The 13,642-nt window shown below is 51.4% G+C and carries 13 protein-coding genes; 6 read left to right on the top strand and 7 right to left on the bottom strand.

What is annotated here, in order from left to right; translation table 11 throughout:
* Positions 1-314 precede the first annotated feature (314 nt).
* From AC3WQT_RS10545 to AC3WQT_RS10535, 3 genes are read left to right on the top strand one after another with little or no spacing between them, the layout of a single operon-like run.
* Entirely contained in the window at positions 315-1,073 is a 759-nt protein-coding gene (locus tag AC3WQT_RS10545) for a TorF family putative porin (protein ID WP_492703832.1), read from the top strand.
* A gap of 16 nt (positions 1,074-1,089) precedes the next feature.
* Complete coding sequence (locus AC3WQT_RS10540; RefSeq protein ID WP_110254759.1) at positions 1,090-1,428, top strand: P-II family nitrogen regulator; 339 nt, start codon at positions 1,090-1,092, stop codon at positions 1,426-1,428.
* 20 nt (positions 1,429-1,448) lie between these two features.
* Positions 1,449-3,035 carry an ammonium transporter gene (locus AC3WQT_RS10535; protein ID WP_492703831.1) on the top strand — a complete coding sequence of 529 codons (1,587 nt, stop codon included), beginning with the start codon at positions 1,449-1,451 and terminating at the stop codon, positions 3,033-3,035.
* A gap of 262 nt (positions 3,036-3,297) precedes the next feature.
* Here the strand turns inward: AC3WQT_RS10535 and AC3WQT_RS10530 are convergent, their stop codons facing one another.
* The 3 genes from AC3WQT_RS10530 to AC3WQT_RS10520 form a co-directional block, all read right to left on the bottom strand.
* A complete protein-coding gene (locus tag AC3WQT_RS10530) occupies positions 3,298-4,575 on the bottom strand; it encodes a tetratricopeptide repeat protein (protein ID WP_492703830.1) in 1,278 nt (425 codons plus the stop codon).
* Positions 4,576-4,795: 220 nt separating this feature from the next.
* The gene (locus tag AC3WQT_RS10525) at positions 4,796-5,440 is read right to left on the bottom strand and encodes a hypothetical protein (RefSeq protein ID WP_492703829.1); all 645 of its coding nucleotides are present in this window, start codon (positions 5,438-5,440) and stop codon (positions 4,796-4,798) included.
* A 102-nt stretch (positions 5,441-5,542) separates the two neighbouring features.
* Positions 5,543-5,842, bottom strand: coding sequence for a DUF2288 domain-containing protein (locus AC3WQT_RS10520; protein WP_492703828.1), 300 nt, complete (start codon positions 5,840-5,842; stop codon positions 5,543-5,545).
* 194 nt (positions 5,843-6,036) lie between these two features.
* On the opposite strand from AC3WQT_RS10520, the gene AC3WQT_RS10515 reads away from it, so the two are divergent.
* A complete protein-coding gene (locus AC3WQT_RS10515; RefSeq protein ID WP_492703827.1) occupies positions 6,037-7,995 on the top strand; it encodes a bifunctional diguanylate cyclase/phosphodiesterase in 1,959 nt (652 codons plus the stop codon).
* Between the two features lie 6 nt (positions 7,996-8,001).
* On the opposite strand, the gene AC3WQT_RS10510 is transcribed toward AC3WQT_RS10515, so the two are convergent.
* A complete protein-coding gene (locus tag AC3WQT_RS10510; RefSeq protein ID WP_492703826.1) occupies positions 8,002-8,703 on the bottom strand; it encodes a transglutaminase-like cysteine peptidase in 702 nt (233 codons plus the stop codon).
* Between the two features lie 145 nt (positions 8,704-8,848).
* Between AC3WQT_RS10510 and ltaE the strand changes: the two genes are divergently transcribed.
* Entirely contained in the window at positions 8,849-9,880 is a 1,032-nt protein-coding gene (gene ltaE, locus AC3WQT_RS10505; RefSeq protein WP_492703825.1) for a low-specificity L-threonine aldolase, read from the top strand.
* 44 nt (positions 9,881-9,924) lie between these two features.
* On the opposite strand, the gene AC3WQT_RS10500 is transcribed toward ltaE, so the two are convergent.
* The 3 genes from AC3WQT_RS10500 to AC3WQT_RS10490 form a co-directional block, all read right to left on the bottom strand.
* The gene (locus AC3WQT_RS10500) at positions 9,925-10,974 is read right to left on the bottom strand and encodes a hypothetical protein (RefSeq protein WP_492703824.1); all 1,050 of its coding nucleotides are present in this window, start codon (positions 10,972-10,974) and stop codon (positions 9,925-9,927) included.
* 65 nt (positions 10,975-11,039) lie between these two features.
* Positions 11,040-11,333, bottom strand: a complete 294-nt coding sequence (locus AC3WQT_RS10495) for a hypothetical protein (protein WP_492703823.1) — start codon at positions 11,331-11,333, stop codon at positions 11,040-11,042.
* 43 nt (positions 11,334-11,376) lie between these two features.
* Positions 11,377-11,910, bottom strand: a complete 534-nt coding sequence (locus AC3WQT_RS10490) for a hypothetical protein (RefSeq protein WP_492703822.1) — start codon at positions 11,908-11,910, stop codon at positions 11,377-11,379.
* Between the two features lie 198 nt (positions 11,911-12,108).
* On the opposite strand from AC3WQT_RS10490, the gene AC3WQT_RS10485 reads away from it, so the two are divergent.
* The gene (locus AC3WQT_RS10485) at positions 12,109-13,626 is read left to right on the top strand and encodes a sigma-54-dependent transcriptional regulator (protein ID WP_492703821.1); all 1,518 of its coding nucleotides are present in this window, start codon (positions 12,109-12,111) and stop codon (positions 13,624-13,626) included.
* The last annotated feature ends 16 nt before the right edge of the window (positions 13,627-13,642 follow it).

Genomic DNA, 13,642 nt, shown 5'->3' with positions numbered 1-13,642 from the left:
CTATGGAGCAATGATAGCGCATCTTGCCCAAACCACGACTGGTATTGCGGCGCAATATAAAAAACAGGCGGGACGCAGAGTTTATCTGGCTGTATGCATATTAATACACTCTGGGTGCTGTGCTGCACATTCAATTTATTGGCGTGACAGCCATGGTTGGCACGACTCCTGCTAACAGGAAAGGGAAATAAGAATTTAAGAGTCTGACCGGGCAAGTGGTAGCGAGTGGCAGTGATTGTTGGCCACCACATGCTGAAAACAGATTCTGCCCAGAGTTCAATCAAATCAAATCTTAATCATTAGGGGGAAGCGCAATGAAAAAACTAGTAATCGCCGCTGCTGTAGCCACAACATTCTTTGGTGGTTTTGCCCATGCAGAAGATGCCAAGCCAGAAGCCAAACCAGACAATGAAGTCAGCTTCAACATTGGCGTCGTCAGCGAATACCGTTATCGTGCGATTGCGCAATCGCGTCTTGATCCAGCTTTGCAGGGCGGCGCTGATTATGTGAATAACCCTAGCGGCTTTTATGCTGGCACATGGTTGTCAACGATCAAATGGACCAAGGATGCAGGCGGTGGTGGTGACCTTGAATGGGATATCTACGCCGGTAAAAAGGGCGAGATCACCAAAGATGTTTCTTATGATGTTGGTGTCCTGACTTATATCTACCCATCCAATGGGCTGAACAAGGTCGCCGGTTTTGCTGATGCCAACACCACAGAAATTTACGGCCAGTTAGGCATGGGGCCTGCATATATCAAGTATTCACACTCGGTCACCAACCTGTTCGGTTTTATCGATAGCAAGAACAGCGGTTATCTGGATATTGGTGCAAACATTGAGTTGCCTGAAGGTTACACGCTGGCTTTGCACGCTGGTCATCAAACCATCAAGAACAATGGTGCGTACTCTTATTCCGATTGGAAAATCGGTGTGAATAAGGAGTTTTTTGGTGTGAATTTTGGTATCGCAGCGCTGGGCACGAATGCAGAGAAAAAACTGTATGTCACGCCAGCGGGCAAGTTCACAGGCAAAACTACTTTGGTATTGTCTGCAGTTAAAACATTTTAAAAAAATCGAGGCGAGCATGAAACTGATTACTGCAATTATCAAGCCTTTTAAGCTGGATGAGGTCCGCGAGGCGCTATCCACCATAGGCGTACAAGGGATCACCGTGACCGAGGTGAAGGGCTTTGGCCGTCAGAAAGGCCATACAGAACTGTACCGTGGTGCAGAGTATGTTGTCGACTTCCTGCCAAAGACAAAAATTGAAGCTGCTGTGGATGATGCGATTGTTGATCGCGCTATCGAAGCGATAGAAACCGCAGCCCGCACCGGCAAGATTGGTGACGGCAAGATTTTTGTCTATGACTTGCAACAAGTTGTGCGTATTCGTACCGGTGAAACCGGCAACGACGCACTCTGATAGCCTACCAGGGAGTTCACATGAAAAAACTGTTGAAGAACATGCTGGCAGGGGCCGCTTTGCTGGTCACAGTCGGTTTTACATCTGTAGCATCAGCGCAGGATGCATCGGCCAAAGCTGAACCAGCGGCAGCGTCTGCTGCTGCGGTGACTGCTTCGGCCAGTGCCTCGGCACCTGCGGCCTCTGCAGCAGTAGTTGCACCGGTTGCACCAGCCTCTGCCCCAGCGGCGGCTGATCCGGCTGCTGCCAGTGCCGCCGCACCGGCAGCACCGGCACCTACGCCAAATAAAGGCGATACTGCCTGGATGATGGTTGCTACTTTGCTGGTCATCCTGATGACCATTCCTGGCCTTGCCCTGTTCTACGGTGGCCTGGTTCGTTCCAAGAACATGTTGTCTATCCTGATGCAGGTCTTCATGATCTTCGCAGTGATTGTGGTTTTGTGGTGTATCTACGGTTATTCACTGGCATTTACCGAAGGTGGCAAATTCATCGGCTCGTTTGACCGTCTGTTCCTGAAAGGGATCTGGGATCCGGCCAAGGCAACATTCGGTACTGCAGCGACATTCAGCAAAGGTGTAGTGATACCTGAGTTTGCCTATGTAGCCTTCCAGGCGACATTTGCAGCCATCACTTGTGGCCTGATCATCGGCGCGTTTGCAGAGCGTGCAAAGTTCACTGCAGTTCTCTTGTTCGTGGTCTTGTGGTTCACCTTCAGCTACCTGCCTGTCGCTCACATGGTCTGGTTCTGGACTGGCCCTGATGCAATCAAGGATGCAGCAACGCTGGCGACAGAAACTGCCAAAGCTGGTTTCCTGTTCCAAAAAGGCGCGCTGGACTTCGCTGGTGGTACCGTCGTGCATATCAATGCTGCGGTCGCTGGCCTGGTTGGTGCTTATCTGATAGGCAAACGTGTGGGCTACGGTAAAGAATCCATGGCACCTCACTCCCTGACAATGACGATGATAGGTGCATCCCTGTTGTGGGTGGGCTGGTTTGGTTTCAATGCCGGTTCCGCTCTGGAAGCAGGCGATGTCGCAGCACTGGCGTTCATCAATACTTTGCTGGCAACGGCTGCAGCAACTGTGTCATGGGTATTTGGTGAGTGGATGTCCAAGGGCAAGCCTTCCATGCTGGGTGGTGCATCCGGTGCGGTAGCTGGTCTGGTCGCGATTACGCCAGCTTGTGGTTTTGTCGGCCCTATGGGTGCCCTGATCATCGGTCTGCTGGCAGGAATCATCTGCCTGTGGGGTGTGAATGGTCTGAAGCGCTTGCTGGGTGCAGATGATTCCCTTGACGTGTTTGGCGTGCATGGCGTCGGCGGTATCCTGGGTGCCTTGTTGACAGGTGTGTTTGCTGCACCATCTCTCGGCGGCCAGGGTATATTTGACTATGTCACCAACAAAATGTCGGCTGATCCTTACGATATTTTTGGCCAGGTCATGACGCAAGCAACAGCAGTAGGCACGACCATCATCTGGTCAGGCGTCGTGTCCTTCGTGGCTTACAAACTGGTTGATCTGGTGGTTGGTCTGCGTGTACCGGAAGATGAAGAACGTGAAGGTCTGGACATCACCAGCCATGGTGAGTCTGCATACCACTCTTGATTTGATTCATGATCTGATGAAAAAGTTTTTGCCCGGCCTGTCTCTGCTACACCGATAAGGCCGGGTAATTAAGAAGTATCCAAAGGAGTACCGTCAGTACCGTAATCAGAGCTTGCGGTCCTGAATTTGACAGGCTGTTTTGCATTGTGCAAAACAGCCTTTTTTTATCTGCCTGCATTTGATTACATTATTATATGCAGGACAAAAAAATACGCCACCCGCAGGTGGCGTAGATATTCGAACCAAGAAGATATCCGTCAGCTTATTTTGCAGCAGGTGCAAATTTATCTGCAGGTACCAGCAACCACAAACGTGCCAGATCACCAGAACCATCACGGCCTTGTACTGACTTCAGGGTTTCAACTGCCTTATCGCGCTTGCCTGCTTTCAGATAAGCCATACCCAGATGCAGTTTTGCTTCATCAGGAGATTTCAGACCACCCTTTGCAATACCCTGTTCCATCAATGCCAGGCCTTTGTCGTACTGACCGTTAACCACATAGTTGTAACCGATGTTGACCATACCGATACCGGTTTTAGCATTTTTTGCGGCTGCTTCACCAGCATCCAGGCTCTTGACGTCATCAGCCGCCTGTTTGTTGACGCGGTCGCGCAATTGCTTGTGTTTTGCAGCTTCTTTGCCAGTACCCAGCAAGTTTGCGGCATAGCCAGCATCAATCGCAGTTTTGGCTTCAACAGGCAAACCGGCCAGCAAGGCCAGCTCTGCCATATCGACAAACTGGGCGCCGTCCTCAAATTTGTCATTCAGGATCAGCAGGCGATAGTAGTCCAGCAACAAGCGGTCAGAAAAACCGGTTTTCTTGGTGACACGATACAGCAGGTCAGCCCAGAATTCTGGTTTTGGATACAGTGCGACCATGCGTTCCAGTGCTACTGTATAGCCATCCCAATCCTTGAGTTGTTGATAGCTGCTGGTCAGCAGACGCAGATTTTCTTCTGTCGTTTTGCGCTGCGCCTTGTCGTCTTCTGCCATTTGCACATTCAATACCTTGATAGTATTGGCATAGTCATTTTCCAGATAATAGGAACGGGCGACCAGGTTACTCATGCCTGCATTGCCAGGATCTTTTGCCAGCCTGCGCTTTGCCCACTCGCGGGATTCGGCATATTTCTTTTCATTAAACAGTGTGCCTGCAACTGCTTCAGTGAAATGCTGTTTTTCTGATTCTTTCAAGAATTCGCTGGCGATCATGGCTTCCATCGCCTTGACCATCATGACAGAGTCATTGGTGCTGGAACCAATGACTGCGCGTATGCGATTCAGTGCAAAATTTTCAAAAGGAGTTTTTTTCTCCATCGCTTCCAGCACGACCAGCTTCTCCAGTGCCTGTGGAAATTGCTTCGCAGTCACCAACTCCATGATTTCATTAAGTGGTTTGCCCATTTCTGGACGTACTGTTTGCTGCTTGGCAGGATCAGCCGCTTCTTGTGCCTGAACGGCATTCACAGTCACGGGAGAGAAGCCAGAGCCAAGTGCGGCCAGCAGCATGGCGGCGAACAGATAAGAAGTTTTTTTCATGAATGATCCAGATTAAAAATGAAAATTGCCGTCTCGACATTAAACATGCAACAAACGACAACAAGTCAACAACAAATCAACAGCACAAAGAACCAGCATAATTAATGGGTAGGGCGGTATTGCATCTCTCGCCGTTGCCTGAGCAAGATAGTCCTGGTCTTTCCGTGCCAGCCTTGTTCACATTGCGGAATCCGGCATTATAGCCGAGCTGGCAACAGCATTACCATTTGCATCCTGTGTCCACAACGGTGCTAACCGCCAATGGGATGACAGCCAGCAAGCCTATTCCCGAATAAGCCTTCAGGCAATCTTTCTTTTCTGCCCGCTTAGCCCCTTCCCCAAGCCGCTTTTCCAGGCTGTCACCACGTCTGTGGCTGGCCTGCATTTGTTCTATTTCTGAGGGTTTACGCTGGCGTTCCAGCGCCAGCGCAGAACTGCGCACGGCTTCCAGGTCCAGCCCCGAGCTCGGCTGGCTATCGGAGCTGATGGCTTGCGGCGCAGGCTGGCTGATGGTATCCGGTATCGATTCTGATGGTTTTTTGCTGGGCTGCAGAGATGGGCTCGCTGTTTTTGTGGCAGCGATTTCTTTGCGTATAGCTCTTTTATCCGTCTTTTCAGTTTTGTTTGCTGCTTCAGTTGGTTGCCTGACTTTGGGAACTTCAGGCTTGGGGATTATCGTCAACACTTGCAGGTAGTGCACCAGCGGATTGATGTCGCCATGCCTTACAAAGACGTTTTGATGGCGCAATAGCTGCCAAAAAAGCACATGTACGGTGATCACCAGCAAGATTGTCAGGGCTGGATACCCAGGTTTGCTGATTCCTGGGTTTGCTGGTTTGTCCACTTGTGGTGAAAATTGCATCATGCCCTTCCAAAACTATGCTGATATTGAGGCTCAGACTCCGGCCATCAGACTACTTCAGCTTGTTAAAAGTTCATGTCAGCCCGCAATTCTGCTGTCAGAACTTCATTTTTGGCGTTCCTGCACCAGTATCCAGGGCTTGACGACCACGGTCCAGTGCTGGGCGTCCTGCTCCAGCCATGCCTGGGCCTGTTCATCGCTGACTTTTCCCAGTTGCTCATGTTCGAGCAGGGCAGTAATGACATCGGCATGGTCTTCGGCCATGTGCATGGCAACCTCAACCAGATCCAGGCCAGGCTGAACCACCAGCACAGTACCGCTGGCAAAGTGACGCAATAACTCACTCCAGGGGTAAGCTGCAGTTTCGAGATTGATCTTGGTACGTAAAATATCAGTATTGGACATGAAATTTATTTAAAATATATTGAGAAGGATCGGGTAAAACGAATCCATATCCATAATTTTATGCAAATCCTGAAATAAAGCGGAAGAAATAAGTGGAAAAGGCTATTTTCTTGTTAAAGTCGCCATAGGCAACAAACATTGAAAATCGCAGACAGAAATGAGTTCCAGGGAATGAAAACACTCAAAGAGACCTTATGACGCTGAGACGCCAACTCCTTCTTGCCATATCCATCATTTTCTTTGCCGTGTTTCTTGGCTTGCAAATCCTGTCAGTGCTGACGACGCGGGATTACTTGCAACAGCAACTGGCCTCGCATGCGCAAGATGCTGCCACGGCCTTGTCGCGGCCTTTGGAAGAAGCTCTGGTCAAGAATGACCAGACTCTGGCAAATATCCAGATTTCCACCCTGTTTGACCGTGGTTACTATAAAAAAATTGTGGTGCTTGATCCCGCTGGCAAAGTGCTGCTCAACAAGGAGCTAGGCGCTAACAAAGACAGTGTGCCAGGCTGGATACCTGCCCTGTTCGATTTGCAGACACCACCGGGCGAGGCTTTTATTTCATCAGGCTGGCGGCAACTGGGTAAGGTCGTTGTTGTCAGCCATCCGGCTTATGCCTATGAGTACCTGTGGCGTTCTATGAGGGAAATGGCTTTATGGATGTTTGCCATGTACCTCGTGGTCTGGGGGCTGACGGTGGTTTTGCTCAGAATCATTTTGGGACCACTGGAAAAAATAGAAGAAGTCGCCATCGCCATACAGGGTAAAAATTTCCGCCGTATCGAAGTTGTGCCGCAAACACGTGAGTTACGACGCGTAGTCGTTGCCATGAATCATATGACAGAGCGTATCTCCAGCCTGCTTGATGAAGAAATCGCCAGGGCAGAAAACTTCAGACGCGAAGCCTTTATCGACAAAGTCAGTGGTCTGGAAAACCGCCATGGCTTTGACCTGCGCTTTAATCATTTACTGTCGGAAGAAGGGCGCTTTGAAACTGCCGTCATCTTTGTACTGGAGTTTGATGGACTGAAAGAATACAACCATCAGCACGGCTATCAACAAGGTGATATCTTGCTGGCCGACGTGGCGACGGTGGTTAGCGAAGTCTTCAGCAAGTATTCCAATATCCTTGGCCGCATAGGCGGTGCTTCTATCGCAGCAGTCTGTATTGATGTTGACCAGAAGGCCATGAAGCTGCTGGTCGATGCCTTGCAATACCGTTTGAACCAGGTCTTGCTGCGCGCTTCGCGCCAAGTCAGCCTGGCTGCCGGTGCCCTGGTATTTGGCCCGGCACAGACACGTGGCGATATTTTTTCACGCGCTGATCTGGCGATAGAAACCATGCGTCAGTCCGGCAATGGACAAATCAGCCTGACCCATATGGAAGACAGCGAAGCCACGATAGCTGGCTCCCATGGCTGGCGCACCCTGATACACAATGCGCTGGCAGAAAACCGCTGGGTCTTGTTCGCCCAGCCTGTCATGCGTTTGCAATTGCGCCAGCTAGTGCATCATGAAGTGTTTTCCCGTTTGCTGGATACCCAGGGTAATCTGGTCCCTGCCAATCAGTTTTTACCCATGGCTTTGCGTCACCAGCTCATGCCTGAAATTGATCAGGCAGTGATTACTCTGGTCATGGACATGCTGCAAAAAAATCGCGGTACGTATAAAAATATCGCCATCAATGTGTCGCTACAATCCATGGAGAGCAAAGAATTTTGCGACTGGTTGCAAGCGCGTCTGAAATTTTCACCAGAACTGGCGGCCTGCCTGTCAGTCGAGATCAGTGAGTTCGCTTGCGCCAAAGACCATGCCGTGACCAGGAAATTTGTCAGTGCCTTGCGTGAAGCACGCGTACGCTTTGGGGTCGATCATTTTGGCCTGGACCCACATGCCCTGAATTTTATCCGCGAAGTACCGCCAGATTACATCAAGCTGGATGGTGGCTTGGTTCAGGAAGTTGCAGCGAATGAAAGCAGTCACGCCCACTTGCGCGCCATCGTCAAATTTGCGCAATCCCTGGGCATTTCCCTGATCGCACAAAATGTAGAAAGCGAAGCATCGTTGCAATTATTGATTGCTGATCAGGTAGAGTGTGGACAGGGCTTTTATTTTGGCGCGCCGGAAAAGATAGTCATGGCGGAGGCAGGATAAGTCCGCTCACATGCGTTTTTCTTTTTCCATTTTCTCTATCAAATCCTTCCAGAGGCGCACAGTCGATGCACCGCCCTTGCGGGTGTTGCCGCTGGCCAGCCACAAGTCTTCATCATTAAAGCTGTACACCGGCACCAGGTCATTGCGGGCTGAACCTGGCTGTATTTCTTCCACCAGATTATCCAGTATCCAGGGTTCTGCTGTCGGTGTTGAGTAGTAGGCCAGTACCATATGGGTCTCGCCTATGCGTGTTGCCCTGACATAAGTAATACGCAAACGCTCGGCGGGTATGCCAAGGTCTTTCAGTGTCATGTATTTGGCTACTGCATAATCTTCGCAATCCCCACCCCATGAGGCAATAAATTCAACTGGCGTGGCCCAGTAGTCATTGACCCCCCAATGTTCCTGATCCGTCAGGTAGGGGACACGATTATAAAAATCATTCACCTGCCGTAAAACCGGCATTTCATATAATCCATCGTTAGAGCGTGCTGCATTTTTGGCAAAGTCCTTGCCCGCAGCAGCCCTGATCTTGTTGATGGCAATTTGCATTTGTGTCAGGCGACGTGGTCCCTCAACGCCAAAGCGTTTATTCACATGCTCGATCAGGCCATGCGAAAAATCCACCAAACCGGATACCACAACCGGGCTCATGAGGCCTAGCAGCAAAAACAGACTGGCGGCGATTTTCGCATCCTTACTGCGCATGGGTGGTTGGTCTGGTAAGCATGGACAAGAGCAACAGTGTAGCTGTTACAGGCCACTCGTGCAGCAATACCTGCGCTTGTGGATTTAAAAAATGTTAGATGAAAATTGTTAAAATACATGCATCTTTCATCCTCAAGGAAAACCCATGTCAGAAAACCAGCAAAGCTGGATCGACTTACGCAGTGACACCGTCACCCGTCCTACTCCTGCCATGCGTGAACTCATGCACACTGCCGAACTGGGGGATGATGTCTATGGCGATGATCCTACAGTAAATCACCTGCAGGCTTATGCCGCTGATCTGTTTGGCTATGAGGCAGCTTTGTTTGCGCCATCCGGTACACAAAGCAATTTGCTGGCCTTGCTGGCCCATTGCGCCCGTGGTGATGAATATATCGTCGGTCAAGAAGCACATACCTATAAATATGAGGGCGGTGGCGCTGCCGTACTGGGCAGCATACAGCCGCAGCCTTTGACTAACCAGGCGGATGGCAGCATCGCTCTGAATGACATCACCAATGCCATCAAACCCGACGATTTTCATTTTGCCCGCAGTCGTTTGCTTGCACTGGAAAACACCATAGGCGGCAAGGTGCTGGCACCTGAATATATGCAGGCAGCAACCAGTCTGGCGCATGAGCGTGGTCTGGCCACCCACCTTGACGGCGCACGTATTTGCAATGCCATCGTTAAATTGGGCATCAGCCCCAGACAGGCTGTGCAGGGTTTTGACAGTGTTTCGGTTTGCTTGTCCAAAGGTCTGGGCGCGCCCATAGGTTCGGTACTCTGCGGTAGCCATGACTTGATCAGCCAGGCCAAGCGCTGGCGCAAGATGCTGGGCGGCGGCATGCGCCAGGCTGGCCTGCTGGCTGCCGCCGGCTTGTATGCGCTGAAACATCATATCCCGCGGCTGGCAGATGATCATGCCAATGCAGAACGCCTGGCAAATGGCCTGCGCCAGATCAGTGTCTTGCAGGTACAGACACCACAGACCAATATCGTCTACGCCGACCTGCCAGCCGCAGCTTGCGCCGGGCTGGCAAAACTGTTGCAAGAGCATGGCATCATGGCCAGAGTGACGCCACATATGCGCATGGTCACCCATCTGGACGTATCTGCAACAGACATCGATAAAGTGGTCGCAGTATTCCAGACTTTCTTTAATAACTGGGAATAGTATCTCTACGCATAAGGCGATTCTCTTCAAGAATCGCCTTATTGCTACCTGACATCCAGCATGGGGCTGTACAAGATAAGGCGGGCGATATGCAAGCTGGTCTGGTCATCACTCAGGCTCGCATGATCTACATGAGGTAAATTATTCAAGCCATGCGCCAGGTTGTTTTGCGGGTATCTGGCCCTGGCAATGATATTGAACAGGCTCAAGCACTGGTATAAGTGACTGTGTTCTGCATGTCCGTGATGCGCTTGAGTCAGTTTTTCCAGACAAAAGCTGACTGTATTTTTCTCATGTGTCTGTCCATGCTTGTGTTTTACCGACACCGGGAAAGAGACGCTATTTTTATTCATGGTATTCGTGACGGTCTGTAGCCAGCTGCGGGTGGCGACGTCATACACAATACGGCAACTCAGGATATCACCAGGGCTGACCGGCATGCTGGGGCCACCAAAGCAGGCTTGCGCAGGTTTTTGCCTGCCACCTGCATGTACATATTGGCCGCATACCCACCAACCGCCATTTGGACCTGGATTATTGCTGGTATTAACGCTGGTGTTTTGCACAGGGCTGTAACTAAGCACCGCCTGCAAGCCTCCATCCATCCATTCAGCGCTATTGTCCTGACCGGGACGCAGGCATGGCCACAAATAGGCATGCGCTTTGTCACTATTCAGGAATGGCACCTGCACCTGTGCCTGTATTGAAATCCAGTTATTCCCTGGCGCGGCGGTAATACTCAGCTTGCTATCTGGTGCGGCAGGTTTTTCGAAGCAGTCTGCACCAGGTTCGGCATGCAGAGCAGGCGCGCCAGAAAAAAAGATCACATCACCTGCATGCAAGACGTGATGGTGATACATGATGGCGTAATGCTTAACGTAAAAGAAAAAAGTAATACGGTCATCTGCTGCTGCAAATGCCTTGGCTTCTGTCAGTGTCATGCATTGCATGCGACAAACTTCCAGGTTCCGGCTAGCCTCATCCAGTACGGCCATGCCACTGATTTTTTGCCATTGCAGGCCGGGTTCTTCTGGCGCAAAAATAACCAGAGGATCAAGTTCAGATGAGATGACGATCTTTTTTTCTGTAATCATGTTTTTTCCTGATTTTGTCAGACGCCAGCATTAGTACATTCGGGTTTGATACTGATTACCGATCATCAACCCGTACTGTCGTCACTTTTACGGCGGTGATAATTTGTTTTTATGCTCGTCGTGCCAGCATTGGATTTGTCGGCCTTGCGTCTGTCAAATCCTGTCTTGGCGCCAGCAAACAGGCTGCGGAAACTTTCTATTGCCGCCGCCTCTTCGGCCTCGCTTGGCGTGTGTTCACCAAACAGATTGGCTTGCAGTCTCAACATGGGCGGCAAGCAGTCCTGAAAAAGCGCAAAGTCACCGACGGGATCAAGTTTCAATAACATCTCTGCATTCGCGAATTGCTGTGCGGGCTTCATACATGACTCCTGGATTAGTGTTGGCATGTGTCAGTGCTCCGGATTATTTGCAAAACAGGGCGTGCTGCATCAATCCCAGATCGAGCATGTCTTGTGCAGTCTTGCCAGGTTTTACTGCAACTTTGCGCAGTTGGGTTTGCGGAACCGCCTCAGGTGTCGCTTCGGTTTTTTTCTCTTCTTTCAGCGTCACTGTGGTGGACCATGGTGTGTCTTTCGATGCCCAGGTAGTGGCCCACAAGGCATACGGCACTTCCAATACCGATGGCGCAGGTTCTGGCAATGGGCGCAGACGCAAGTGGGTAGAGGTGTGGACGGCAGCAGACCAGGCTGCCTGCGGGTCTTGTGGACGGGTGACAGGTATCTGGGCGATGGTACTGATCCTGACGCGGCCCCAGCTGAGTTTGGCGCGCTCTACATTTTTTTGTATGAGTACACTGCGGGTTTCATTGTAGTAAACGTCGTCGGTCAGCAAACGCATGGCGATATTGCGGGCCAGTCTGGCTTTCAGGGCCATTTTACTGAGCAGCATGAATAACAGCAGATTGAGTGCAATAAGCAAAATTTCTGTGGTGGGCATCGTTCTCTCCTTCAGGTGGCAAGCATGTGGACTCGCCTGATGCTGGTCTATTTGCAAACGCCGTGCCAGCAACGTTTCCCTAGGGAGAAGGCTATTTTTTAAGCCCAATTGACATGTAAAGCATACAAATTTACATTGGCGCTTTACACTGTCGCTTTACATCTGCGACGCCTGCGCCCAAGATTTGCAGCAAACACAATGACCGATACTGATTACACCCTGACCTCACCCCTGGCCAAGCTGGCTGACAATGCGTCTGCCTTGCTGGGGCTGACTATCATCTGGCATCCCGATAGCCAGCGCATAGGTGAGCAATTCATGGCCAGCAATCCTGACGGTTTGGTCGAGATCAATCGCTTCTTGCCGCTATTCCGCCATCCCGCCAAAGAGGGTTTGCCGTTGGGCTATGGCGGTATCTCGCGTGATCCGGTGCGTATCAGTCGCGGTGCCAATGACGACATCCTCATCACCCCCCCTGCCAGCCGCATGGTGGTAGAGGTCAATGGCATAGAGGTTAGCGCGCCTGTGGCGCTCAGCCGTGAACAGATAGAAGCAGGTGCCGTCCTTGGCCTGGGTCGTGCCATCATCATTTGCCTGCACTGGATGCGCTGCTTGCCCAAGCACAATCCTGCCCTCGGCTTCATAGGCGTAGGCAGTGCCGCCATCGTCGCTCGTGACCAGATACGCCAGGTCGCCGGGACTGAGCTGCCCGTCTTGTTGCTGGGTGAAACCGGTACCGGCAAAGAAATCGCCGCCCGCGCCATCCACGCCTATAGCAAGCGTGCCAGTGCAGAACTCGTCAGTGTCAACATGGCGGCCCTGAACGAAGCCCTGGCAGCTGCTGATTTGTTTGGTGCCGTCAAAGGCGCATACACAGGCGCACAAAACGCCCGCAAAGGCTTGTTTGCCGAGGCAGAAGGAGCAACCCTCTTTCTCGATGAGATAGGCAATACTCCAGCCAGCATACAACCCATGCTCTTGCGCGTGCTCGAAAGCGGCGACTACCGCCCGCTGGGTGCCCAGCAAGACCAAAAGTCCAGCGCCCGCCTGATCGCCGCGACAGATCAGGATTTATATAGCGAAGGCTTCAACCAGGCGCTGTTACGTCGTCTGGAAAGTTTCATCATCCATCTGCCACCCCTGCGCGAACGCCGGGAAGATATAGGCGTACTGTTGCTGCATCTGCTCAGCAACAGCAAACTACCGAATGAACTGGGCACCAGCCTGCCGGTAGCACTGGTCAGCGAATTTGCCAATTACGACTGGCCAGGCAATATCCGCCAGTTGTCCCACGTCCTGCGTCGCGCCCTGCTGGCGCTGCAACTGGGAGAAGTGCCGCAACTCGCCAGCCTGGTAAAAACCACCCACCAAACCCCATCCAGCGTGGCACAGGCCAGCATAAGCACAGACAGTAAAATCCCGCAGCCAGCCACACCACGCAAAAAGCTGACCGAACTCAGTGACGACGACGTCCTGCGCGCAATGGAAAACAACGACTGGTATATACAGGGAGCCGCGCAAGAACTCGGTGTCTCGCGCCCATCCATGTACAAGCTGCTCGACAACCACAGCCAGATACGTCGCGCCGAACAGATACCCACAGAAGAAATTCGCCAGTCACTGGAAGCCAGTGCTGGCGATGTAGAGGCTTGCGCCGCCCTATTGAAAACGCCTAGTGAGGCGTTGAGGCGGTATTTGAAGGTGGTAGGTATCTAAAATATCTCGTTCCTAT

The sequence above is a fragment of the Undibacterium sp. FW305-107 genome, from assembly GCF_058788535.1.
The sequence above is the reverse complement of the archived record's forward strand: the minus strand, read 5'-3'. Positions and strand labels throughout refer to the sequence as shown.